Annotated in this window: 22 protein-coding genes, 8 tRNA genes, 2 pseudogenes and 1 other annotated feature; of the genes and pseudogenes, 10 read left to right on the plus strand and 22 right to left on the minus strand. The window is 37.4% G+C overall.

The window, feature by feature from the left end; translation table 11 throughout:
- Positions 1-382: 382 nt before the first annotated feature.
- The 3 genes and pseudogenes from R8495_RS10000 to R8495_RS11200 all read right to left on the minus strand — a co-directional run.
- A pseudogene (locus tag R8495_RS10000) lies at positions 383-2,464 on the minus strand (LTA synthase family protein); the annotation flags it as partial.
- Positions 2,465-2,483: 19 nt separating this feature from the next.
- Positions 2,484-2,711, minus strand: coding sequence for a YkuJ family protein (locus R8495_RS10005; RefSeq protein ID WP_317635335.1), 228 nt, complete (start codon positions 2,709-2,711; stop codon positions 2,484-2,486).
- 841 nt (positions 2,712-3,552) lie between these two features.
- Positions 3,553-4,713 (minus strand): annotated as a pseudogene (locus R8495_RS11200) (glycosyltransferase family 4 protein); the annotation flags it as partial.
- Positions 4,714-4,827: 114 nt separating this feature from the next.
- Here R8495_RS11200 and R8495_RS10015 point away from each other — a divergent pair.
- Positions 4,828-4,911: transfer RNA gene (locus R8495_RS10015), tRNA-Leu, on the plus strand.
- Between the two features lie 261 nt (positions 4,912-5,172).
- Positions 5,173-5,607: a Fur family transcriptional regulator gene (locus R8495_RS10020; protein WP_317635337.1), complete on the plus strand. Its 435-nt coding sequence runs from the start codon at positions 5,173-5,175 to the stop codon at positions 5,605-5,607.
- A gap of 37 nt (positions 5,608-5,644) precedes the next feature.
- Here R8495_RS10020 and R8495_RS10025 read toward each other — a convergent pair.
- The 7 genes from R8495_RS10025 to R8495_RS10055 all read right to left on the minus strand — a co-directional run bounded on the left by R8495_RS10025 (position 5,645) and on the right by R8495_RS10055 (position 6,480).
- Positions 5,645-5,715, minus strand: a tRNA-Cys gene (locus tag R8495_RS10025).
- Positions 5,716-5,730: 15 nt separating this feature from the next.
- A tRNA-Gln gene (locus tag R8495_RS10030) sits at positions 5,731-5,802 on the minus strand.
- Positions 5,803-5,810: 8 nt separating this feature from the next.
- A tRNA-His gene (locus R8495_RS10035) sits at positions 5,811-5,883 on the minus strand.
- A 5-nt stretch (positions 5,884-5,888) separates the two neighbouring features.
- Positions 5,889-5,959: transfer RNA gene (locus R8495_RS10040), tRNA-Trp, on the minus strand.
- 7 nt (positions 5,960-5,966) lie between these two features.
- Positions 5,967-6,047: transfer RNA gene (locus R8495_RS10045), tRNA-Tyr, on the minus strand.
- Positions 6,048-6,051: 4 nt separating this feature from the next.
- Positions 6,052-6,124 (minus strand) — tRNA-Phe (locus tag R8495_RS10050).
- 71 nt (positions 6,125-6,195) lie between these two features.
- A complete protein-coding gene (locus R8495_RS10055) occupies positions 6,196-6,480 on the minus strand; it encodes a chorismate mutase (protein WP_317635338.1) in 285 nt (94 codons plus the stop codon).
- Between the two features lie 115 nt (positions 6,481-6,595).
- Here R8495_RS10055 and R8495_RS10060 point away from each other — a divergent pair.
- Positions 6,596-6,685 (plus strand) — tRNA-Ser (locus tag R8495_RS10060).
- Between the two features lie 529 nt (positions 6,686-7,214).
- On the opposite strand, the gene R8495_RS10065 is transcribed toward R8495_RS10060, so the two are convergent.
- The 7 genes from R8495_RS10065 to R8495_RS10095 all read right to left on the minus strand — a co-directional run bounded on the left by R8495_RS10065 (position 7,215) and on the right by R8495_RS10095 (position 12,899).
- On the minus strand, positions 7,215-7,799 hold the full coding sequence (locus R8495_RS10065) for a hypothetical protein (RefSeq protein ID WP_317635339.1): 585 nt from the start codon (positions 7,797-7,799) through the stop codon (positions 7,215-7,217).
- A 403-nt stretch (positions 7,800-8,202) separates the two neighbouring features.
- Positions 8,203-10,677: a DNA primase family protein gene (locus tag R8495_RS10070; protein ID WP_317635340.1), complete on the minus strand. Its 2,475-nt coding sequence runs from the start codon at positions 10,675-10,677 to the stop codon at positions 8,203-8,205.
- Positions 10,678-11,049: 372 nt separating this feature from the next.
- On the minus strand, positions 11,050-11,262 hold the full coding sequence (locus tag R8495_RS10075; RefSeq protein ID WP_317635341.1) for a hypothetical protein: 213 nt from the start codon (positions 11,260-11,262) through the stop codon (positions 11,050-11,052).
- 10 nt (positions 11,263-11,272) lie between these two features.
- A complete protein-coding gene (locus R8495_RS10080; protein WP_317635342.1) occupies positions 11,273-11,626 on the minus strand; it encodes a DUF771 domain-containing protein in 354 nt (117 codons plus the stop codon).
- Positions 11,610-11,966: a helix-turn-helix domain-containing protein gene (locus R8495_RS10085; RefSeq protein WP_317635343.1), complete on the minus strand. Its 357-nt coding sequence runs from the start codon at positions 11,964-11,966 to the stop codon at positions 11,610-11,612. The genes R8495_RS10080 and R8495_RS10085 overlap by 17 nt, the downstream gene beginning before the upstream one ends.
- A complete protein-coding gene (locus R8495_RS10090; protein ID WP_317635344.1) occupies positions 11,959-12,651 on the minus strand; it encodes a BRO-N domain-containing protein in 693 nt (230 codons plus the stop codon). Before R8495_RS10090 ends, R8495_RS10085 begins: the two co-directional genes overlap by 8 nt.
- Positions 12,652-12,698: 47 nt before the next feature.
- The gene (locus tag R8495_RS10095) at positions 12,699-12,899 is read right to left on the minus strand and encodes a helix-turn-helix domain-containing protein (RefSeq protein ID WP_317635345.1); all 201 of its coding nucleotides are present in this window, start codon (positions 12,897-12,899) and stop codon (positions 12,699-12,701) included.
- Between the two features lie 129 nt (positions 12,900-13,028).
- Here R8495_RS10095 and R8495_RS10100 point away from each other — a divergent pair, with 129 nt between their 5' ends.
- The 7 genes from R8495_RS10100 to R8495_RS10130 all read left to right on the plus strand — a co-directional run bounded on the left by R8495_RS10100 (position 13,029) and on the right by R8495_RS10130 (position 17,936).
- A complete protein-coding gene (locus R8495_RS10100) occupies positions 13,029-13,964 on the plus strand; it encodes a helix-turn-helix domain-containing protein (RefSeq protein WP_317635346.1) in 936 nt (311 codons plus the stop codon).
- A 152-nt stretch (positions 13,965-14,116) separates the two neighbouring features.
- Positions 14,117-15,244, plus strand: coding sequence for a site-specific integrase (locus tag R8495_RS10105; RefSeq protein WP_317635347.1), 1,128 nt, complete (start codon positions 14,117-14,119; stop codon positions 15,242-15,244).
- A 316-nt stretch (positions 15,245-15,560) separates the two neighbouring features.
- Entirely contained in the window at positions 15,561-15,956 is a 396-nt protein-coding gene (locus tag R8495_RS10110; protein WP_317635348.1) for a type II toxin-antitoxin system HicB family antitoxin, read from the plus strand.
- Between the two features lie 128 nt (positions 15,957-16,084).
- The gene (locus R8495_RS10115) at positions 16,085-16,285 is read left to right on the plus strand and encodes a type II toxin-antitoxin system HicA family toxin (RefSeq protein WP_425613244.1); all 201 of its coding nucleotides are present in this window, start codon (positions 16,085-16,087) and stop codon (positions 16,283-16,285) included.
- 32 nt (positions 16,286-16,317) lie between these two features.
- The gene (locus R8495_RS10120; protein ID WP_317635350.1) at positions 16,318-16,719 is read left to right on the plus strand and encodes a type II toxin-antitoxin system HicB family antitoxin; all 402 of its coding nucleotides are present in this window, start codon (positions 16,318-16,320) and stop codon (positions 16,717-16,719) included.
- Positions 16,720-16,814: 95 nt separating this feature from the next.
- Entirely contained in the window at positions 16,815-17,303 is a 489-nt protein-coding gene (locus R8495_RS10125) for a YfbM family protein (RefSeq protein ID WP_317635351.1), read from the plus strand.
- A gap of 423 nt (positions 17,304-17,726) precedes the next feature.
- A complete protein-coding gene (locus tag R8495_RS10130) occupies positions 17,727-17,936 on the plus strand; it encodes a DUF3923 family protein (protein ID WP_317635352.1) in 210 nt (69 codons plus the stop codon).
- A 735-nt stretch (positions 17,937-18,671) separates the two neighbouring features.
- Here R8495_RS10130 and R8495_RS10135 read toward each other — a convergent pair.
- From R8495_RS10135 to R8495_RS10155, 5 genes are all read right to left on the minus strand, one after another.
- Complete coding sequence (locus tag R8495_RS10135; RefSeq protein ID WP_317635353.1) at positions 18,672-19,754, minus strand: M42 family metallopeptidase; 1,083 nt, start codon at positions 19,752-19,754, stop codon at positions 18,672-18,674.
- Positions 19,755-19,806: 52 nt separating this feature from the next.
- Positions 19,807-20,649 (minus strand): M55 family metallopeptidase, encoded by an 843-nt coding sequence (locus R8495_RS10140; RefSeq protein WP_317635354.1) that lies wholly within the window; start codon positions 20,647-20,649, stop codon positions 19,807-19,809.
- A 9-nt stretch (positions 20,650-20,658) separates the two neighbouring features.
- Positions 20,659-22,272, minus strand: coding sequence for a peptide ABC transporter substrate-binding protein (locus tag R8495_RS10145; protein WP_317635355.1), 1,614 nt, complete (start codon positions 22,270-22,272; stop codon positions 20,659-20,661).
- A 96-nt stretch (positions 22,273-22,368) separates the two neighbouring features.
- A complete protein-coding gene (locus tag R8495_RS10150; protein WP_317635356.1) occupies positions 22,369-23,994 on the minus strand; it encodes a peptide ABC transporter substrate-binding protein in 1,626 nt (541 codons plus the stop codon).
- Entirely contained in the window at positions 23,991-24,890 is a 900-nt protein-coding gene (locus R8495_RS10155) for a proline iminopeptidase-family hydrolase (RefSeq protein ID WP_317635357.1), read from the minus strand. Before R8495_RS10155 ends, R8495_RS10150 begins: the two co-directional genes overlap by 4 nt.
- A 78-nt stretch (positions 24,891-24,968) precedes the next feature.
- Positions 24,969-25,208 (minus strand) — a binding site (T-box leader).
- Positions 25,209-25,212: the final 4 nt, after the last annotated feature.

The following is a 25,212-nucleotide window of genomic DNA, read 5'->3' on the forward strand; positions in this document are numbered from 1 at the left end:
CGCCAGGGAAGTTTTGCTTAGAAATATCAGCTTGGTATACATTCCCGTCATCAGCTAATAAATAGGCTGTAAACGGTTTTGCAAAATCTATATCATCTTGATTAACATCGGCTGCAAGACCCGTTATACCTGACTTCGAATAATAAGTAATCAACGGATTTTCAAGTAAATGGATCGGATACTCTGGATTGCTACCAATTTTACCAAACGAACTCTGATAAAAAGATTCATCTGTTAAATTCAAAGGAGCAAAGACCATCAACCCCATCTTATTATCTGATGCTTGGGTTGCAAACCAATTATTGAATTCTTCCACAACTTTAGTCTTATTTTCAGGACTAAGGTTTGTTGCTGGCGTCGCCGCAAGCATATTATTAGGCCGATCATTCTTGTTAATTAACTCCGGAGCATCAGTTAAATATGGAATGTCTGTCAATCCTAAATTTTCCCGTTGATTCTTAAATGAAGTCGGACTGTTTGCAAATTTTGCCAGCAGCTTCGTAGCGTTTTTCTTAGTATAAGAATATTTTGAACGATCTACTTTTTTAAAATTAGGCAAGTCATAAAAGCGCAACAAATCACGTTGAATCACTCGATCAGATAAACTTAATTGGGTAGTTACCGCATTTGTTAAATTAGATAACTCCTCTTTTTCAGTATCGGTCTCCTCGTCACTGCCAATATGTTCGCCAGTCTTTGTCAAATAATACTTACCCTTGGCCTTGGTGTATTTAGGCGTCACAAAGTTCCCATTACGCTGAGCCACGATCTGATTGCTCTTTCCTGACAAAAGATCCTGACCAAACTGTAAAGTCTTCGTATTATCGATCCCCATTAAACCCAATAATGTCGGCAAAAAGTCAATTTCCCCGCCGTAAGTATGGTCAATTTTTCCAGGCAGTCCTTCGGAGTAAATGATTAGAGGCACCCGTTGAAACTGAACATCATCAAATTCACCAAAACTCTTACGTCCCAGTAACTTGCGAATCGCGGGTTTATGGTTATCAGAAATTCCATAGTGATCGCCATAAAAAGCAATCAACGTATTCTTGCTCATTCCGCTTTGATGAAACCAATTCATAAATTCACCAACTGCTTCATCGAGATAACGAGCTGTTTGAATATAGCCATCAACAGTTGGATCGCCAGTATCACTGCGGCCAATCGTTAGATCTTTTTTGTCAAAATCAAATGCATAGTGATTAGAAACGGTGATCAGTTTTGCATAGAAAGGCTGCGGCAACTCCTCTAAATATGGAATTGAGTCTTTAAGAAAAATTTTGTCTTTCAAGCCGTAGCCATGATAGTAATCTTTATTCTGGGGATAGAAGCTTTTACTAACAAACATATCGTAACCCCAAGACTTATAAGTCGAATCCCGATTCCAAAAACTGGAATTACCTCCGTGAAGTGAAGCCGTCGTATAATTGTGCTGCGATAAAATCGCTGGGGCAGCGTTAAAAGTATTTTCGCCCCCGTAAAGCTGCATCGCCGAACCGCTTGGCAAACCAAAAAGGGAATTTTCCAGCATCATTTCAGCATCACTTGTCTTACCTTCACCTACTTGATTAAAGAAATTATCAAAGCTAATTGAGTTCGGATTATGATACAGTGCATTTAAATTGGGTGTGACTACTTTTCCCTTATACTTAAAATCAATTAAAAACTGCTGAAAACTTTCCAAGTGAAAAATGATGACGTTCTTGCCCTTTGCCTTGCCAAAATATTCGGGATTGGCTGGCACGCGGTGCTGATCAAGATATTGGGTAACACTTGTTAAATCACTGACATTGGCTTTAGAACGAACTGCATTAGTTTCATGAGCCCGAAAAGCGTTGTAACCTGTAAAGAAATTAAGACCCAAATACTTAACAATATAATTATTATCAAAGGTCCTCGTCAAAAGACCTGAACGATCTGTGTAAGCCATGGACAAATTAGCACAAAAAAATGCTGTAGCTACCACGAGACATGTAAACGGCTGGCGTTTGCCAATGGATTTAGGATTCATCTTGATAACCTTAGTAAGTAACAAGAGTAGTAAAACTACAAAATCCGTATAAACCAAAAGATCACTAACTTTGAAAATACCCGAAATACTTCCACCTAACCCGCTAGCAGTCTGGGAACTCTTGCTGATAATTTCAATAGTTAAAAAATCAGAAAATTCCCGATAGTAAAGAATGTTGGCAAATAACAAGGTGGTTAACAAAAAATCAATGATCAAAATGACAATATAAGATTTGCGCCCTTTGAAAAACAACCCAATACCTAGTAAAAACAAAGCTGCGGCGATTGGGTTGATCAGCATAATTATTTGTTGAAAAGAATTCTGAACACCTAAACTAAATTTAGTAAGGTAGGTCAGATCAGTTTTGATAACGTATAAGATTACTGCTAGAAAATAAAAACCAAGTCTCTTATTCAAAAAAAAGGTCTTTATATTTGATAATATTTGATTCAAATCATGACTCCAAAAAGAGCTAGGCTCCTAAAATGTCGTAGATCTCAATAGCAACAAGATCGATGTTATCAAACTTATATGATTCTCCAGCTTGAATTTCATCAACCTGAAAAACTTTATTATCTTCATCGTAGGTAACTTTTGCTAGGTCTTCGCCATCTTTTTCAAAATGTCTGGTTTTGATCGTCCCACTACCATCTTGCATTGCAATAAGACGTTTAATAATTCCTTCAAGTTCTGATTTCACAAGATCTACTCCTATATCTCCATTTTTATTACTCTGAGTTTACTATACTGATAATAAAACTTCCACGTCCTTAGCAAAACTTCACAAAAAATTCAATTTCCTAGTTTTACAGATCGCTTTGATTTTCATTTAACTTACGATTGCCGACGTGTCTAATAAAGTGAGTTTCATCAGTGTCCGTTAACAAGTCCAAAATTGCACTTAAGTCAACATCTGGCAGATGAGACTCCTCAAGAGCACAAATAACTCCTTGCTGTATTTGTTTGCGCAAAATCTCCAGCGACTTATTGCCAACTTGCGCTGCTCCAAGGGCTCCCAGATAAAATGCTTCATCAGTGAAGACCTCAAAAGCAGGGGAAATTTCTTCATATTTATCCTGATCTCCACCAATTAAAAGGGTCACTGACTCAAAATCATTAACTATCATCACCCCATCAAAAACGTGACCCTCAATTTCAGTTTCTACTGCACGCAAAGTTGACAAGTCAAAATCACTCATCGTCTGCAAATTGACCAAAATCTGATTTTTTTTAATTTTCCTAGCAAGGTCCAAAAATTTCTCTTGACTCGCCAGCTCAACAAAAATCAAATTAGAATTATCTAACAGCTGACTTTCGTCTGAGACAACAGTGATTTTCTTCGTATCAGGGACGTTATCTTCGCTTGGCGTTGCAAAAACTGGATAATTTTGCTTACAAAAATTCGTCAAAATCAAACTTCGAAACTTGCCCTCACCATAAAAGCCAACCGCAAAATTCGAAAGATCTTCGTCATTTCTCGGACGAGTCAATTTCAAATAGCTACTGATCCGCCGCATCAAACTTGCTTCTTGCTCATCAAGTTCTTCTTGTTTTTCCTCTTCAAAATGATCTATAAGATCAAGATAGAATTCCAAAACCTCTGAGCCAAAATGGCTGGCGGAAATTCTATCCAACACGGGGTTTAAAATCGATTCGCTGATTGAAATTTCTTGACTCAAATATTTCGTCATTAAATCGACCAGTTCTTCTTCGGTCGAAAATACTGCTCCCAAACTTTCATCATTTAAAAGCAGCCGATCATAATCATTATCCCAGGCCAAGACTTGCGTATGGGCGGCCAGCGACTCAATAAAAGTTAAGCCTTGAGCTTCCGTATTGCTGGCGGAAACGAAAACATCAGCCTGCTGATAGTAAGCCACAACTTTACTATGCAAAACATATCCTGTAAAGACTACTCTATTTTCAATGCCCAGCGCTGCTGTCTGATCTCTTAGATCATCAATTGCTGGACCATCTCCAACGATAAAAAGGTAGACGTTATCAGTTTTTTTGACAATTTCGGCAAAACTTCTCAGCAAAAATCCAATATTTTTCTCGTAGGCAACCCGACTAACCGAGAGGACAACTTTAGCATCAGCTGGAATCTGATAATCTGATCGAAGATTAATGTCGTCAACTGGTTTTTGGTATTGACTGAGGTCCACTCCTGTGGGAATAATTCGCATCGGAATCTTAATCCCATAGCGAATCATCGTATCCATAACTCGCTGACTCGGACAAATTAACCCTGTCATATGATATAAAAACGCTCTGGAAATTTGCTTAACCCCTGAAGGATGTAGCAAATGCCCATTCATAATGTAGTGCAAATAATCTTCATACATCGTATGATAAGTGTGAAGTGCCGGTATTTTTAAAGCATGAGCGACATATTTACCAATGTAGCCCATCGAAAATTCCGTTTGCGTATGAACGATATCTAAATTTAAACTCCGGGCAATGGAAACTGCTTTAAAAAGCCCACGAATCGCCACTCGACGTTCGGTAAATGACGGAAATGGAACACTGCCGAAGCGATAAACATCTGGTTCATAATCATTTTTATCGACATTAGGATCAGTCGTCGTGAAGATATAAACCGAATGACCCTTTTTCTCCAAATCATCTTTTAAAGTTTTAATTGAAGTTGCTACCCCACTAATCTGGGGGAAATACGTGTCTGTAAAGATCCCAATATTCACTGTTTTTTTCCTTATGCATTTATTAGTAACTTTAATTTACCACAGATTGGCTCATAACTCTAAGACCAGTTGACAAACGCGGTTTTTTTTTATATTATATCAAAGTTGGAATTTGCCGGTGTGGCGGAATTGGTAGACGCGCTGGACTCAAAATCCAGTGTCAGCGATGACGTCTCGGTTCGAGCCCGAGCACCGGTATCCACAAAAAGCAGGTTAATCCTGCTTTTTTTGTACAAAAAAATCACCTAGTAGGGGATACCAGGTGACTAAAAGATTAAATGTGTTTAGGGGAGAAAATGTGAACTACCAAGAATGTTTTACTCTTGCTGTTCGTAAATTATTATCGCTCATAAATATTTTTTCTACATCAGTCTTAAGTTGGATTTTGATCATTGTAAAGATCTTTGGCATTTGTCGCACCAATGAGGTAAAATTTAATTAAATGAATGAGGAAGAAAAATGACCAATTCACATTTCGAAAAAGCCTTGAATGCCTTTAAAAAAACCGGTGCCACAGTTACCCCCCAACGTGAAATAATTCTGGCTTATTTGGTAGATAGTCATTGTCATCCAACCGCAAAAAAAATTTATTCAGATTTAAATGAAGGCCATCAACACATTAGTTTGGCCACTGTGTACAACACCCTGGAGGCGCTGATAAAGGCCAAACTAGTAATCGACATTGAGGACAGCAAAACAGCCGAACATCATTTTGATTACTTCGGGTCCCCTCATTATCACATCATCTGCGATCGGTGCGGCTCAATTGTTGATGGAGAAGACTTCGACTTTTCATCGTTGCTAAAAGGCGCTGAAAAGGAGAGCGGCTACTTACTTAAAAGTGCTCACGTTGAGGTCCACGGACTTTGTCCTAATTGTCAAAAGAAAGTATAAAAAAAGGCATCCTTTCAGATGTCTATTTTTATAAGCAAGGCGGTAACCGGATTTGAACCGGTGATCAAGGTTTTGCAGACCCGTGCCTTACCACTTGGCTATACCGCCAAAACCAATAAAAAATTGGGATAACAGGATTCGAACCTGTGCATGAGGGAGTCAAAGTCCCTTGCCTTACCACTTGGCTATATCCCAAGAATATAGGCGGTATACGAGGATCGAACTCGTGAATGTCGGTGCCACAAACCGATGTGTTAACCACTTCACCAATACCGCCATAACAGGGATAGTAGGAATTGAACCCACACTGACGGTTTTGGAGACCGTAGTTCTACCTTTAAACTATATCCCTAAATCTATGGAGGAGAGTGGATTCGAACCACCGAACCCGAAGGAGCGGATTTACAGTCCGCCGCGTTTAGCCACTTCGCTACTCCTCCAAGGTGGCGCGGGACGGAATCGAACCGCCGACACATGGAGCTTCAATCCATTGCTCTACCGACTGAGCTACCGAGCCACTATGGTGTGCATAAGCACTTGCAGTTATTCATTATACTCGCACGCCTAGGTAATTTGCAAGACCTTTTTTTAATTTTCATCATTTTTATCACGCCAACCCTTAATCAGCTTAGCTTGATATTGCTTGGAAATCAAAAAAACATCGCGATAAAAGTCCCTGAGATAAGATTTTAACTCATCATTGGGTAATTTTGCAAGCTCATTCTTAATTATTTCTTCTTCTCTTTTTCGATCACTGACGGGCGCTTTTGCTGCAAATTTTGCAGCAGCAATTTTTTTGGATAATTGCATTCTTTGAGTAAAAAGAACCGTCATTTCATGATCAATTTGATCGATTTGTTCACGTTCAGTCATTCTATTCCTTCAATTATTTTTTGTTTTTTATTATAACAGACAACCTGTGGAAGTTAAGCAAAAAAAGATTGACAGTTACTAGGAACTTTTGTTAAAATAATTGCTGTTGTGATATGGAGGATTACCCAAGTCCGGCTGAAGGGAACGGTCTTGAAAACCGTCAGGCGAGTAACATCGCGCGTGGGTTCGAATCCCACATCCTCCTTTAGATAGTAAAATTTAGTTAATCTACGTTCAAAGAATCCTGTTAAATCAGGGTTTCTTTTTTTACGTTCAGGTACAAAATATATTTTTGGGCGTCAAATGGGCGTCATTTGGGCGTCGTTTGGGTTTGATTTATATAGTGTTTTTTGTTGGTGATTGGGCGTCAAAATAATCGGGGTCAATTATAGACAAATAACCTTTCCAGATAACAAAAAAGGAGACGAATCTGAGAACCTAACAAAACTCAACATTTTATTCAACGTGGATGTCTTAACCTACATTATCATGAAAGTCATCAAACATCCTTCATCCCATGTATTGCAATAGTTCTCAGTGTTCCTGAATTTTATCTTGAAACATCCAACAAATAATTCTAATAGTTTACAATGTTAAAACCTGACAAAACCTGATATTTTTCGGATAATTTCAATGTTTGTAGCCTACAGATGTTGTCTAAGCTTTTTAAGGCAAATAAAAAACCGGCACAAGGCTGGTTCCAATTCAGCGGATTCTAATTTAACTAGACAAAACTAGACGTTCATTCCTTTCTCAATTCTCAAATATCCTACAAAATCGGACATTTCTAAATCTATGCAATCTTCTAAGGTTCCTCCACAAAGTCCCGCTATTTTAGCTAAAATTTTAATCATATTGATTAGATGATTATGAGACCCGAAAGAAAACTCATTAGAGTGTGAAGGATCTGAATTTATATAGTGCTTTTTGAGGGTTTCTGAGGAATAAGATTTTTTACCCGTGAATGGATCATTTTTAATCTGTTCCCCGTCATCATCAGCGATTAAATCTAGTAAGTGAAGAATCATATTGGCGTTCTTGTTACTTAATCCGGGGTTAACGGGTTGTTGTACGTCTATATCCGTTAGATCGTTCAATAAAGCATTATCAATGCTCCCATAAATACCAACCCCAAAAGTGAAGGCAAGGCCAACTCCTACCTGTACAGTCTGTAGATCGTTTTCGTTTACACCATATCTAATGAAATCTAGTGAAGCCTTGAACTTATTGCAAAGTTCATCAAGGGTATCTAACTTTAATTCCCCGTAGTACTGTTCACCAAACATTAAAGATCTTTGAATCAAATTTTGTACGTTCATTTCTTGTATCCTCCTATGTGATAACTGTTTTTATATTTATTTCTGGACGTTTTTTGCTTTTTTTGGGCAAAGTGTCCAGAAATTTAATCGTCTCAAATCCCACAACCATGCCCTCTGAAGTATGAAAGTGTCCAGAAATTGCCAAAAATTCCAAACTATTATATATATTTTTTTCTCTCTCTTCTTTCTTTCTCTCTCTCTTTCTTCTATAAATAGAATAGATATATTCTATTAATTAATAAATTTCTCTAATTTCTGGACATAAAGCACTATAAACCTTGATATAAAAGGATTTTAAGTGTCCAGAAATTTTGAAAAACGTCCAGAAATTGAGTAAAGTGTCCAGAAACTTATTAGAAATGTCCAGAAATTGAGTAAAGTGTCCAGAATTCAAGTTGTGTATCTATTGATTAATAAAATTCACGTCTTGCCATTTCCAGTAACGGATCCCGTTTTCTTGTGTTTTTACCTTCACCAATCCCATATCTTCTAAGCGTTGTCCAAATTTGTACTTACCTATTGCCCTTTCCCCATTCTCTTCTGAATAGTCTTTGTACGCTTTGTACATGTCTTTTACAGATATGAAATGATTTTCGTCTTTTACTATTGCATCAGATACAAAACGCCCTACTTGATCATTACCATTAACCCACTTCTTAACTTCTGTACGCATTGACTCAGTTTCTGAGAAGTAGCCATTATCTAATAGCCGTCTTAATCCCTCCATAGCTTTATTAAAGATTCCGGATGATTCTTTTAGCATTTCAGAATAGGGATATTTTTCTTTTGTTTCAGGGGCAACTTTCTTATTGATCCGCAATATCATTGCTCGTCTTTCAAGCCCACCACTGTAATCCCTCATTGATGGCAACTGATTCATGGATAAGGTAAGTTTTGCATAGTTTCTAAATTGAAACTGATCACCAAACTTCACATCAGCAAATACAGAATCTTCACCGGTTAGTTTTTTTAGTACAGAACCATCTTCTAGAAATTGCGCCCGTGCATCAGAATCAAAATTAGCAGTTTTCTGATATAGCCCGGCTGTAGCAAACCTATTTAATACCAGTGCTTCTAGTGATACAGATGATGAGGCTTTTTCACCGATTACATTTCTGATCACGTTAATTAAAGTTGTCTTACCAGCGCCCCCAACTCCGTATACAAATAAGATTTTTTGTACCGGGTAGCCTCTATAGAATAGATACCCGATCCATTCATAGATCAGCGGTAAATATTCCTCTCCCAGAATTTCAGTTACAAAACCTTCAAAGTAGGGGGCTTTAGATGATGGATTATATTCAACAGGATAATTTACGCTTACTTGTAAATCCGGATCAAATTTCGGTGAAAATTCGTTTGTTTTTAGATTGTAAACGCCGTTCTGTAAAACTATTCTCATTGGATCACTGTCGTTAAATTCATCTGGTGAACCTTGTCTTAAAATATCCTTAACAACTCGTATTGTCTCCCGGTTTATATTTGTCTTTGAGAGGTTTTTAAGGTATTTTGTCGTTAATAAACTTGATAAAAAGCCCTCAGCATCTTTTTGCCATATTCCAGTAGTTGGGTCATATCTAAGAAACGTCCCGGTACTATAATGAAGATGATAATCAATAACTAACTGCTGAGCTAAAAGGTAAGTATTGACGGTTGGGTTTCCGGTATTTGTATTTCGTGATAGCCAACGAAATTCATTAACTTGATCTGTAGATGAAAGGGGGGCAAAATCATTATTTGTAATTGAACTCTTCCACTCTTTATATACAAGTTGATCGTTTAGGACAAATTCACACATCTTTTTATAACTGGGAAATTCAGTTATTGGGGTATTATCTCTTGTATCTGTATCTAAATTGCCGAATTTATGAACTCTCACAAGATCAAAGGCGTTTGTTAATTTATTACAGGTGGGGTCTGAGTTGTGATGTGAATAAGCAAATACCCCGTTATATAACACAAGTCCTCCCGTAGTTGACCCATTAATATACGTGTAATGGTCTTCCTGATCAGTAGGGGCGTAGACGTCCGGCAAAAACTTCTTAATTGCTTCCTGGATGCTGTAAACTCTGTTGAATGCTCCTATTTCACCGGGCTTTTTTAACGGGTCTCCTGCTAACTTTGCTTCTCGTTTGTACTTCTTTATGGTGTTTGGTAATTCCGGAAAATTAGAGCCATTTTTCTGACCGTTATTAACGGTTGGGATTTGATCCGGATCTAACAAAGACCCTTGATGATAGTTAAAATAATAGGGAGCGTCTTTACTATGAGATGGCCAAAACATTAACCGTTCAGGCTGGTATGTAGTTTTATCAAAATAATCTAATCCCAAAGTTTCGGCCACCGATTTGGAGACCGTTAAATACTGTTCTGGTGATACTGGGCGTTCTAATGGAATTACTAGCCTGATTCTGGGATTTTCTGGGGTGTATTTATGAGTACTGTAACCCGCAAAAGCAAAATCCCATTTATTTAGCGCATCTTCAAAGAGATTAATATTTTCGCTAGGATAATCAACATCTAGAGTAATAATTGTTCTGTTTTGAACTGATCCCTTTCTTCTGATTCCGTCTTTTAACTCTCCACCAACGAAACCGCCCACATCTTTAATCTTGTCTTGTTGTTGCTTATCCATGGTTTGCCATTCTTCCATTGTTTCAGGGGTCGTTACTGGGTTGGCAAGCCTTTTTAAAAAGTCCTCCCAAGTTAGTTTTTTGTTGTTCCATATCTTTTGAGTCTTTCGTTTTGCGGTAGCGATAATTATTTCTGGATTAGGGCTAATATTTGTTATCCTTTCCAATATTTCCCTCCTTTCTTTTACGTCTTGTGTGCTTTGATGTTTGTACCGTTTATATTTCATTGATCGTTTTGTTGCCAACTATGCCGCCTACTATTTAACGTTAGATAGTTGGCAACAGTGTATACTACCTTGCATACTATTAACGCTAAATAGTATGCAAAGGTATATGCAAGATAGATACTGTTGACCGTAAACCATTAGGTAAACCAGCTTGTAAACTCGAGGACTCTTTCAGTTGACAAGACCACTTTTAAACTTGTAACGGCTCTTGTATCGGAACTTGACCGGCTAACTTTTCTAATTCCTCGTAAACCATTGCCCGATAAGGCTTTGAGCCTTCATCAGCTTGTAACGGGTCTTGATCGGTTACTGTCCGGCTTCTTAAGTGTTTACTTAGTTGGGTAGTTTATTGGCCTCTTTGCTTTTTATCTGATATAATCTAATATTGTTTTAGTTTTGTTTGCTCGCTAGTTGCCGCTGGTGAGCTTTTTTTATTTTCCTTGATTCGAAAGCCTCCATAAAAAGCCACGAAATACCTAATATTAAAATTGCTATCCCTGGGATAATTGCCATAAAAATTTTAGCCGTAAGTTCTAAGCCAATACATCTGGATAGCCCTAAAATAAGGAATGTTAGAAACGTATTTATAGTTACTGATTTCAACTTATGCCTCCTAGTTCGCCTTTTTTACATTAAGGTAACCGTTGCTCATTTCCTTATCAATCTCAGGGAACCATTCACGCATGAATTTACTGAATTTTGTTGGTTCGAACAAGTAAACACTCTTGCCACCTTTACCGCCATACATAACTGCTTTATGTTCAAGTAATGGTTTGAATTTGGGATTATATAAGACTCCTAAAATCCAATTACGTTTACGGTGATAGCGTTCCTCAACATCTTTCATGCTCCACCAACGCCCGTAATCTGCTTTTTGATTTAGGTCGTTGAATTCTTCATCTGTAATAATCCTAAAACCTTTAGGTATAGGGATTTCTAATTCTGCTAGTTTAATTGATTGAACCACCTGTTAACCTCCTCTGATGTTTTAAACTTTTTGCCTGCTTCTCTTTTTTATATTCTTCTCCAACTTGCTTAGCCCTTTCTATTATTGGGGCTTTTTTTTGATTGATCCTTTCTTCTATCTTTTCTGGTGTTCCAATAAACAACTCGTTGATACTGACGTCAAAGGTTTGCGAATACATATAAAGAATATCTACATCAAGGCTAGTTTTGTTTTCAGCTCGTGTAACAATGTTCTTTGAGACGCCCCATAAGTTGGCCAACTCAGTTTTAGTAATTAAATTTCTTTCTCTGAGTTCTCTTAACGTAACTTTCATGTTGTCTGGTACCAATCTTTCATTCATTAACCCTTGCTCCTTCCTGTACAGAATGGCGATAAATTACCTTGCTTTTTGGCTTTTCTGTTGAGTTATATATAGTTTTGCTAACTGATAACCCTAGGTCGTATTTATCATTGGTTATCATCAAATCTATTACATCTTTTAGAATCTCTCCTCGTTTTGCCAATTCTTCCGGCGTCATATCTTCTTTTTTGATCATCTTTTCATGACCAAACATGTTAGAGATTGCCTTGTTGGTTATGGCGTTGGCTTTGATGTAATCAACTTTGGTAGGCTCGTTTAAAGACTCCTTAAGGGTTGCCATTAACTCATTTTGGTTCTTCTTATCTGTTAACCTGAATAGTTCATAAGATTCTAAGCCGGATGATTTGCGTAATTGCTTAATAACTTCAAATACCCAATCTTGAAAGTCTTCCGCCTCTGGTTTGTTGCTTCTCATAATTAGACGGTACAACCCTTTTTCAGTAATAACCGTCATAATCTGATATTTGCGAGAACCCGGAATTACTGGGTTCTGCGAGCTGACCCGTACTTTGTACGCCCCCTTATATTTTTCGGGCATTTTTCTTAACGCCGTATTTGGATCTCTATAATCCAGTGCTTCTGTAACATCTTTAGCAATTGCACACCATTCACCGTTAACCTCTACAAAACGGATTTTGTACCCGTTCCAGGTCTCAATTTTCAATTCATTTCACCTTCTTCCTTTTCGCTCCTCTTAGAGGAGTAATGAAATTAAAAAAATACGTCTAAAGGTATACCTAATTTATCGTGCATTAACTTTATTTCACCTGCTCTGAAATCGTTGGCTACACCATTAAGGCGTTTATTTATATAGCCTGGTTTTGTTTCTAAGAGTTCTGCTACTTCTCTTTGAGAAATTCCATTAGTTACTAACCAGCCTTTTAAAGCATTGTATTTCTGTCTAGTATACATATTTAGCCCCCTTTCTTTATTGCTCCTCTAAGAGGAATAAAAGTAGTGTAGTTTATTAAATTGTTCTTGTCAACTCTTTTGCTCCATTTATGGGGTATTTGTGTTAGAATCTTTTTTGGGAGGATTTTTATGTTTGGATCAAATTTAAAAAGGCTTAGATTGCAATACTATTTAAGTATGGCTGAATTATCGGAAAAACTTAACCGAAAATATAACACTAAAATTAGTACCAGTATGATTTCAAGATGGGAAAACAACCAAACAGAACCTAGGATGTCCTACATAAGAATTATTGCTGATTTTTTTAATGTTACTCCCGGTGAGCTTTTAGATAACGACTTTAAAATAAAACAAGACAAGGATTTAAATAAATATGCCGATTTTTCAAACCAGCTTCAAACTCTTATGAAAACAAATGGAGATTCTGTTGTTAGTTTATCTGAAAAAATAGGGGTTCCTTATTCCACGGTATCAAGTTGGGTTAACGGGAAAAAAATGCCTAGGAATAGCGGAATAAAATTACTAGAAGAACATTATGAAACGCACCTTAGACACCCGATAATTGTTGATTTTCCTACGTATAATCAAAAATCACATAACTATGTACATCTAGATTTTGGGTTTCCAGCGCTAGATTATCTTATAGATACAATACCTTATGATTATGAATTAAAAAAAATTACCATACCAGATATTTTATTAGGTAAATACGCAGGAGACCCTAATATTTTTATTGGTGCTTTGGATGATGATTCTATGAATAAAGTGTTTCCTAAATATAGTTCACTTGCTTATAAATCATTTAATTCTGTAAATAATTTGAGCAACAATGAAATTGTTATTTTACAGGAAAAAAGCGATTCCAAAGAAAGCAAGAGCATAAGTGAAAAGATTTATGGAAAGAGTTTTGTTGTTAGAAGATTTTGTAACAACACTCAAAAGGAAGAGTTTAATTTTATACCAGAAAGTAAAAATCCTTCTTTTCGAGAGTTTAGCTATAGCTGGAAAGATGCGGATAAAATAAAGGTAGTTGGAAAGGTGGTAGCATACTTTGTTAACCTCTAAAAAAGCGCAAAAAAGAGTCCTACAAGAGGACTCTTACAGGTTTACCCGTTAGAACGTAAATAAACCGAATGTTTTGCAAGCGTTCAAGACTTTTTCAAAAGGTGGTTACCCTTACCACCCTTTCATTATACCAGAAAGGAAGTGTTTAAGACATGGCATCAATCAGAAAACGGGGTAATTTATGGGAGTACACCGTTAAATACAAAGACAAGGACGGAAACCCCAAACGTAAAATAAAGGGCGGTTTTGTCCTAAAAAAAGAAGCGTTAGAAGCTTCAGCAATACTAGAGAAGCAAATAAAAGACGGCTTCACCGTTACGGAAGATATAACTCTGATCGATTACTATAATCATTGGTTAGATACTTTTAAAATGGGAAAACATGCACCCGTAACTGAATCAAGATATAAAACAATCCGGAAACAATTACAGGGATACTTTGGGGTTAACCAAAAATTGACAAAATTAACCCGTTCTGATTGGCAAAAGTTTATAAATGACTTTGGTTCTAACCACGCAAGAGAAACCGTATCTAAATTAAACAGCTATGTAAGAGATATGGCAAAATCGGCAATAGCCGACCGGATTATACTATTTGATTTCACCGATGGAGTTATACTTACAGGCAATAAGGGAAAAAACGAAAAATTTAAGTATTTAGAAGCTAGCGATTACAAGAAATTAAAAGAATACGTTTTTAAAAACGCTTCTCTTGATAAGATCTTCAATTACATTATTGCTGCTGGGGCAATGACCGGCGCTAGATACTCTGAAGTGTTGGCGTTAACGTGGAAAGATATAAATTTTAAAGAAAAGACCATTAGTATTAATAAGAGCTGGGATTATTCATATACAAACCAATTCAAAGAAACTAAAACGCCTTCCAGCATTAGAATTATTGCAATTGATAGTGAACTTGTTACCTTACTAAAACAATTAAAAAAAGAACAATCAAATTACTTTGAAGGAATAGAACGACCAGTTTCAATTAACGAAATGGTGTTCCTTGATAAGGATCTAAAACTTATTACCGATTCAGCTATTAACAAGGATTTAAGAAATATTGAAAAGAAGCTCAACATCTACCCTGTAATAACTTATCATGGTTTAAGGCATACGCATGTAAGCTACTTAATATCCAAAGGCATAGACATTAATTACATTTCTAAACGGCTAGGTCATTCTAATGTAGCTGTAACAATGAGAGTCTATACCCACTTACTAAAAGAGCAAGAAATAGAACAAGAACAAAAAACAATCATGGCAATGGGGCAACTCTAAAAATTAGTTACTATTTTCAACAGCTTTATGGCGTCAAATGGGCGTCAAAACCCTTAGAATCTCAATTATATAGGCAAATAAACAATCCCACATCCTCCTTTAGATAGTAAAATTTAGTTAATCTACGTTCAAAGAATCCTGTTAAATCAGGTTTTTTTTCATTAGAATACTTTAGATTGAATATATAGAAACATTTTTTAAGATAAAAAGGCAACCCAATTTCAATCACTACGTATTTCTCTCAAGTTGAAATTAGTATCTAATTTATCCACCTACACCAAAGATGATTTTAGAACGAAGAAAGGAATTCCTTTCAATGAAATACTTATATTGTGCAGTTTTACATAGAGAAGATAGCGGTCTATACTCTGTTGAGTTTCCAGATTTTACACCCGAAGCGGCAACTTGTGGAGATGATCTAAAAGATGCTTTACACATGGCTAAAGACGTATTAGAGGGTTATTTAACCTATAAAGAAGACAACCATCAAAAAATTAATCCAGCAAGTGATCCAGCAAAAATTAAAGTAGATGATGGCGATATCTTAACTGTAGTCAATATTGATACTAATCTAGTAAGGGCTCGCGATCAATCCAAACTTGTAAAGAAAACTGTAACTATTCCATCGTATCTAAATGAATATGGTATGTCTGAAGGCATAAACTTTAGCAAAATCTTGACTAACGCATTAAAGGATCTTTTAAAAGTATAAAGCTTTTTCATCGGGCGCTAACAAGCGTCTTTTTTGCTCTAAATTGTCCATTAACTTTATTAAATGCAACTAAAATCATTGATTAAATACGCGCATAAGTGTATTATATGACTCAGGAGGTAAAAGGAGTGACCGAAATAAAGGCCGGTGATGTTTTGAAAATGCTAAAAAGTAACGGCTTCAAAGAATTAAAAAGCCGAACTAACGGCGATCATCACCGTTTCACAGACGATAAAGGACACAAAGTAACCGTACCCTTTACATCCAAAAAAGATACGATCTTACAAGATACATACAAATCAATCTTAAAACAAGCTGGGGTTAAATAAACCTTGGTTTTTGGCACTCCTTAACTAAAAACATGAATAAAAAAGATTATCTAATTTACCCTGCTATTTTTGATGACACAAACAACAACGGACAAGGCTATACAGTAACCTTCCCAGACGTTCCGGATACCGTATCCCAAGGAAAAACATTAGAAGAAGCTTTTAAAAACGCTCCTTATGCTTTAGCTGTTGCGCTTCCGGATTATGATCCTTACCCCACACCAACGCCGATTGAAGAGGTTATGAAGGATAACCCCGGTTTGATTGTCAATTATGTTGGAATCGATTTAAAAATTGTTCGTAAATACGCAAAAGATACAACGGTTAGAAAGAATGTAACTATTCCTCAATCGTTGGCAAAATGGGCGGAAGAACAGCATATTAATTTCAGTCAAGCATTAACAGATACGCTGGAGTATATGAGAGCAGGTTAACAAAGACATGGACGCTAACAAGCGTCTATTTTTTTAGGAGGACGGAAAAGTTCCTCTATGTTACAATCAACTCAACATTTACAAAGGAAAAATTTATGTCAAGATTAGGTGTGCTTTATGCTTTGGATGATAACGAATTGGAAAAGCTCCGTTCTTTGCCTTCAGACGAAAGATATGATTATGTACTGGAAGTGATAGAAGAAGATTTATTTGGAACGCCTCGTGGCTGTGAGCTGGAAAAATCTTGGGAAGGCATTCAATACTGCTTAGGTCATGGAGAATGGAATGAAGACAATGATGTTCCAACAAACATTATCTTTGGCGGAGAATTTTTGCTAGACACCGAAGATAATGTTATTACTTTGAAGAATAATGACGATGTAAAGAAAATCGTTTCGTATCTTCAAGAGAATAACTTAAGGGAAATTATTAAAAAATATTTCTGGAAGATAGATGATCCTGAATTTCCGTATAAAGATGAGAATGGGTTAAACCATATTTTGGGGTGGAGTAAGGATATTCTTCCTTTTTATGAAAATGCCCTTAAAGAAAATCGCCAAGTGATTTTCACCGTTGATTTATAATTAGTTTATCGGTTATCGTTCTGCCCAACAGTATTTTTGTGGTATAAAAATTCGTAGTTGTCTCATAATATTGAGTGTTGACTTCCAATTTTTAGGTAAACTAACGCTCCCCTTTCTAGGTTACAATCAAGTCGACAAAAATTACTTGAGCAAACGTTAACGAATTAGACTCCCTGTAAACTGTAAAGTAATTATATTAGGGTTCTGGCTGAGGTGGAGATAGCGGTCTAATGAAATATTTTTATTGTATTCCCCGTTTGAGCGGGGGTGATCCCATTTTAAGCGGTTCTGATCTGCTGGCAGTGCTGTATTCCCCCCGAATGCGGGGGTGAAACTCTTTCAATTTCCGTAAAATCAACATATAATTAAATCAACGGATTTCCTTTAAAAGTTAAACACAACTATTCAATGAGGAGGTTAATCATGAAGGCGATCAAAACTAGTAGTATTGTTTCCCTAATTCTGTTTATTGCTGGCGCATTGTTCATTTGGTTCAGAAAAGTTGATGGCAGCGGAGCAATTAATGATAGTGCCAACAAACTCCTATCGTTAGGAATTTGGTCAATTTTATTTCTCGTAATTTTTGCCATTATTCTCATCGTATACTTAGTTCAAAGGTCTCATCTTAAATAAGACTTAAGCCTCCCGATAATCAAGCTGGAGGCTTATTTTTATGTCTCTAGGTTAATATTATCTTCTTGTTTAACAATCTGCATTAAATTTGACAGTTCAACTATCGAAATCGATTTCGAACTCCGATTTTCAAAGATAATTAAAATGCAACTGTTTTTGGTATACTAAATGAGTAAGAGTTTTACGGGCGGGTGGCTGTGAATATCGAAAGGTGGTGGTTTTATGAACCGAAATCTTGTAGAAAGGATCAGCATCTTGGACACGTTCCAAGTTTTATCTTTTCTGTTTTCGTTTGGTCTACTCATTGTAGCCATTCTTGAGCACAAAAGTAAATAAAAAGCCGTCCTATACATAAACTTTGGACAGTTTATAGGATGACTTAACCCATTTTATAACTTTGCCACCGCCTTTAAAGCGGCTTACACTGAGCTGGTGTTAGTGCACTAGCTCTTTTTATATCTAAATTATAGAATAATTTGAATACTACTTCAAGCGCCAAATAAAAAATGCAGCTAAAACCTCTCACTTTTGCATATACTCTTCGTCTTATCTGAGCATATTCTTTAAAGACTGTTATCAGCTTTCGGATCACCCAAAAAAACATTAAACTGTTTTTCTTCTTTTCAATACTTCTGCCACAGATAAGTTTCCCTCTGCTTCGAGCCTGAAATCTAAATTTTTCCCCTTCATATAGTGAATAAAGAAATGTAATACGCAAATGACTACTATTTAAGTTTAAACTTCGCTAAAACTTTTGATAACATCGGCATCAAGCGCCTGAATAATCGAAGCGGCTAAGCGAACCGAATTTTGAAAATCATCTAATGAAGCCCAATTGTAAGCCGTGTGCTCGTAACGAACGGGAATCCCAATCACAATTGTCGGAGCTCCCCGGTAATAATGGAGCGCTGCGCCGTTAACTCCTCCGCCAGTCCGCACGGAACGCGTGTAAGGAATCTGATTTTCTTTAGCGACCTTCACCGCAAATTCTTCAAATGCTGGATTGGCGATAAATGATGTATCTAAATCTCTCAACATCGGACCTTTTTTCAAACCGGCTTGAATCAGCCATTCGGGGCTAAAAGTATCATCGCAAGGACAGCCTTCAAAGACGATTGCCAAATCTGGATTAATGTTGCGCACCGTGACTTCCGCCCCACGGCAGCCAACTTCTTCTTGCGTTGATAGCGCAGCAGAAATATCGACATTTAAATCTTGCCCCGCTAGCTGATCAAGTAACGCAACCAATGCCGAAGCTCCCAAGCGGTTATCGAAATCTTTGCCCAAAAAAATGCGCTTTTGTTCAAAATATTCACAATCCACATCCACTACGATCGGACAGCCAGTATCAATTTTGAAATCGTTAATGGTCTCTTCCCGACTGCGAGATCCCACATCAATTGAAAGATCAGCAATTTGCGGCACTGCATTTCGTTCTTCTGGCGTCATAAAATGCGGTGGTTTGGTGGCAACCACTCCTTTGACATACTCACCAGCTTGATTTTTCACTCTAACTTTCATAGCTGGAATATTAGTCGGCACCCAGCCGCCAAGCGGCACAAATTTCAATAATCCATTTGGTCGAACCGCTTGCGTAATGAAGCCGACTGAATCAGCGTGTGCGTCGAGTTGAACCACCGGATTATTTCCGGTGTTTTCTTTGCGATTTACATATGAGTTGAACATGCCGTCAATGCGAGTTTCCCCAAATTTGCTAACCTTCGATTGGAAAAATTTGGCTACTTCCTGTTCAAATCCAGGTACCCCATTTAAATTCGAAAAACTTTTAATTAGTTCAATTTCACTAGCTTCTTGCATTAAATACTCCTTTTCTACTCTCAAAAAAAGCTGACATTTCATCAGCTTTTATCTATGCTTGAACGCCACCAATGGTAACTATGGCGATAATTTCATTCATTAATTTCTTCATCGACTTACATTCTACTTCAATTGTTCGTCCATCTAGGCGTTTAACTTCTTGTAACTGCGAAATTGCATCAGCTTGCGCAGTGTTGTAGACCTGAATTTTTAAAGTATATGGCGGCTTAACTTCCTGCAGCTTCGAATACGGTGCTGGATTATCCAGCACTTCTTTAACTGCATTGATCGTGTCAGAATAAATTTTCTTCTTCGGATAACTAAGAGCAGCATAACGGGCCAAAGATTTCTTGGTTTCAACAAATTTCGCCGTCGAAAACATCTTATCATCTACCAACTGTTCTCTCAAAGAAGAATCACCGACTATTAAAGTGACTGGCACGCCTACTTCTGCGGCGTAAGCGGCATTAATGGTCGTTTCATTTTGATACTGGCCGTTAATCCAAAGCTTGTAAGCAGAGCGCGCACTATAGCCATGATCCATATTGCCGCCTTGTTTACCAATTCCAGAATGGTAACCGACGAAAAATACTTGGTCGAACGATGAGTCGAAACAACTCATCATATAATCCTCGCGCGGATAACCATTGATCAAAGACACTCGATCGTCAATTTCTGAAAGATAATTGTAATTTAAATTATTCCCTCTGGCATGCGAGTCAGAAATTACAATTTCATACACTGCCGCATTGTTCTTGGACTCTTTGATGCCTTTTAAAACCCAGCCCACTTGCTCGTTATATAATTTTCTAAAATCAGCGGTATCTTGACTTTCCATGTTCCAATCAACAATGCCCGCCAAGCCTTCAATATCAGTCGAAATATATATTTTCATTTAATCCTCCTATTTCCAGTAAGCGTTCTTATAATAAGGGAAGCCCATCGGTCCCATCACGACGCCTTTAAGATGCGGATTGATCAAATAAACATTTGAAAGATAGTATAAAGGAGTAAGTGGAGATTTTTCAGAAACGTATTTATTAGCTTCCTGCATCGTCTCCCACCGTTTGGCTGGATCATCAGCATACTTAATATTTGCCGTTTCGATTAATTGATCATAGTGACTGTCTTTCCATTTGCCGCTATTATTGCTGTTATCTGATTTCAAAAGGTTCAAAAAGTCGGTCGGATCAGCATAAGTTGGGGTCCAGCCACCAAGCACTGTATCAAAATCACCCGATCTCATTGCTGATAAACGACTGTTAAAAGGAACTGTTTTAACAGAAATTTTCAGATTAGATAAATGCGATTCCATTTGCGATTGTAAAAATTCAACCACCCGCTTAGTCTTATCATCGTTACTGCAAAGAATGCTAAATTCTGCTGACTGCATCCCTAGCTCGGATAAACCCTTAGTCCATAACTCTTTAGCTTTAGCAGGATCATATTTATTAAGCGAACCTGCATCTTTTGCAAAATCAGTTTTAGTGCTCGGATTTTTAAATCCTGTTGGCACAAAACCAGTTGCTGGCACTGATTTATCCTGAAGAACTTTGTCTGTTAATTGTTTGAAGTTGATCGACATCGAAATAGCTTGTCTAATTTTCTCATTTGAGAACAGCGTCTTTTGCGTGTTGTAAGACAGATAATAAGTTCCAGGAACTTTACGAACAACCAAATCCTTGTTATTTTCCTGATTCTTGACTTCTGTACCAGAAATTGGAAACAGGTCTAGATCTTTAGATTCGTATTGATAGACGCCGGTTTGCTGGCTCTTCACAACCGTGACCTTAATTTTATCAAGATGAACATTTTTGAGATCGCGATAGTGCGGATTCTTCTCATAGGTCCACTTATCGTTGGTGCCGTCCCAGCCTTTTAGCACGTAAGCTCCGTTGTAGAGCGTGGTCTTAGCCGTAGTCCCATACTTCTTGCCCTGCGATTCAACAAATTCCTTATTCAGTGGAAATGAAGCGCTCATCGCCATGATTGAAGGAAAATAAGGAATTGCATGATCTAATTGGATTTCCAATTTATATTTTCCAAGTGCTTTGATCCCAAACTCTTTGGGATCCATCTTGCCTTCGTTGACTTCTTTATAGTTTTTGACGCCATCTAAGAAGTAAGCTTGCTCTGACTTAGTTTTTGGATCAACCGTTCTTTGCCAGCCATAAACAAAATCATCTGCTGTAACTGGCTTACCATTACTCCATTTTCCATCGTGTTTCAAATTAATGGTGTAAGTCATGCCATTATTCGACACTTTCGGCATTCCATCAGCTAACGCAGGCTTCAATTGACCAGTTGCGGTAAAGTCATATAACCCTTCATTCACTTGTTCAGCAACTTCAGCTGATTGATTGTCCATCGCCAAAGAAACATCAGCCGTACTTAATTCTGCCGGAGTCGCGATTGCGATCTCCTTTTTTTCTTCGCTGCTTTTTTCTTTACTACTACTACAACCGCTCAAACTAAGAACAGCTAAAACGGCTATTCCCGCAGATACAATTTTTTTCATTAATTTCTCCCTACTTAAATCGAAATGGTATTAATAAAAATACTAGTTTTTAAATGAAAATGCAAGCTTTTTTGAAAATTAATCATTTTTATGCAACTATTTAAGATACGCTCTCGTATAGTCGTTTTCCCCCACCGGATGACGCAAGACGCCTTTAAGATTTGGATTCACTAAGTGGCTCTCTACCATTTGATACAGCGGGATTACCGGCATTGTTTCGTTTAAGCGTTCTTCCAAGTCGTTCAAAAGTTTCCAATATTTTGCCTGATTATTTAAATCGGACGTGGAAGCTTTTTTGTATAATTCATCGTAATAAGAATCGTTATATTTACCATAATTCTGCGGATTATCCTTAGTTAAAATTGTCATAAAACTAATCGGATCGGCAAAATCTGCTAACCAAAGGGTTTTACTTAAATCAAATTTTCCACTATGAACTTCTTCTGATGCGCTTTTGGCTGGGATATTTCGCATTGTCACTTCAACATCTGTTAAATTCTTCTGAACTGATGATTGAATGAATTCCAAAATATTTTTCGTAACCGTCTGATCATCACCAACTGCAGTTAATTTTACTTTTTGGTTCAATCCCGCCTCTTTGCGACCTTCTTCCCATAATTTCTGAGCAGCCTTGACGTCATAAGTTTTCTTAGGCGTGTGTGCGCTCGCAAAATCTTTTTCGGTTGTTGGATCATCGGTCAAATCTTTGGCAACATAGGTATACGCGGGAACCGATCCATCAGCTAAAACATTCTTGGTCAAGGATTTACGATCTATAACTAGACTTAGAGCTTGGCGCATTTTTTTGTTACTCAAAGGATGCCCATCGGCTAGATTGACTCTCAAATAATAATTTCCAGCGCGATTTTGCCGAACTAATTTCGGATCTTTTTGCAGTTCCTTCGCCGTGACACCCGTAACTGTTGCCTCGTCCAATTTATTTTGTTCAAAAAGTTCATGTGCGGTAGTTGAATCTTTTACCACGAGATATTTGATACTTTTGAGCTTAATCGATTTTTGGTCGTAATAATGCGGATTTTGCTTCAAGGTCCAACTCTCATTACTACCTGACCAGCCTGTTAACTTAAAAGCTCCGTTGTAGTACAAATTATCTGAACTAGTACCGTACTTGCTGCCAAATTTCTTCAAAGCCGCCTGACTTTCTGGGAAAAAGGCGGGCATAACCATCATTTTATTAAAATATGGCATTGGATGTTCCAATTTTACTTGCAGCGTATGAGAGTCAAGCGCCTTAACTCCCAACTCTTCAACTTTTTTCTGACCGGTTGTAATTGCATCGGCGTTTTCGATGCCCGAAAAAATGTAGTTATAACCAGATTTTGCTGTTGGGGATACTGAACGACGCCAAGCTGCAACAAAATCTTGCGCCGTGACTGGATCTCCGTTACTCCATAAAGCATCTTTTCTTAAAGGAAAAGTGTAGACTGTCGCGTTATCGGTCGGCTGCACCACTTTAGTCGCAATCGCTGGTTCAGGCTGATGATTCTTACCAGATTTATAGAGCCCTTCCATCGTATTTTCTAACATATTCCATGTTATCAAATCGGCATGTTCCGAAACGTCTAAAGATTGCAATTCCCCATTTTGCATTAAAGTGATTGAATCTTTCGTTGGTTGACTGCTTTCTTTACTGTTTGACGAACAGCTAGTAAACATTAATGATGTGAAAACTGTCAAAGTGACCAATAATTTTTTGTTCATAATTTTTCTCCGTAGTATACATTGTCTAAAAACTCACCTAAGGTCTGAAAGAATGCCTTTGGATTATCAACGCTATGGCAATGCCCACCATCCGGCGTTAAAACTAACCGCGAGTTCTCAATCTCTTGATGCATTCTTCTTGCAACTTTAAGCGGCATTGTATCGTGATCCCCAAAGGTTAAAAGCGTCGGAGTTGTGATCTTTTTCGTATCCTTGCGACGATCCCAGCTTTTCAAAGTCCCAACCATCACAAATTCATTATCCCCCTGAAAATAATTGTAAACAGGTTTTGCATTCGTCGATACCAAATGCCGCGGCGCATTTTCCGGATGCCTCATCACATAGATTTTGTATAATTTCTCCACCAGATGGTTGTACATTGGATCATCAAAACGATCGTGTCTCTCTACATCTTGCATATATTCAACTTCTGCTTCTGAAAAAGTCTGTTCACGCAGGAAATTAATATGTTCAATGTATTCTGGAATGTTGTCAATCATGCTCATAATTACCAGACCTTTAAGATGGAATCCATACTTTAAAGCGTACTCTTGCGCTAACAATCCGCCCCACGAATGCCCCAACAAGAAGAAATTATCCCAATTTAACTTGGTTCTCACTTCCTCCAACTCGGATAGAAAATAATCAATAGTTAGATATTTTTTATTCTCACTTTTTTGAAAATCTGGCTGATCTGAATAGAAAGATCCCAATTGATCGTACATTGCAACTTCAACTCCATACTGAGCAAGCCGATCGCCAAAATTCTCAAATTCTTCGTGTGTGCTCCCAGGACCTCCATGAACACATAACAGCTTAATTGGTCCCTCACCAACCGTTCTCGTATAAAGATGAAACCCATTATCTAAAGTTAAAATTCGACTCCCTTGATCCATTGTAAACAACCTCCATTTTTTCAAATAGAAGTAAAATTAAAAAACAAAAAGCGCCCCTTCTTAGATTTATTAACCTAAAGAAAGGGCGCTATTAGTCAAAGCACGGTACCACCTTTTTTTGCTCAAATATGAGCCTTAACCACAAACAACAAAAGAAGTTATTTGCTGCTAAGATAACGGATGCATCCCGGTTAAGCTTACTAAATTCAGCCTACAACTCCAAAGTGATTTTCATAAATTTCATCGTGCATCTGCTCTCACTAAACCAGATTCGCTGTCCACTTTCAAACTTACTACTTGCTTTTTCGACGTTTTTAATTTT

Source organism: Xylocopilactobacillus apicola, assembly GCF_033095985.1.
Taxonomy (GTDB): Bacteria; Bacillota; Bacilli; order Lactobacillales; family Lactobacillaceae; genus Xylocopilactobacillus; species Xylocopilactobacillus apicola.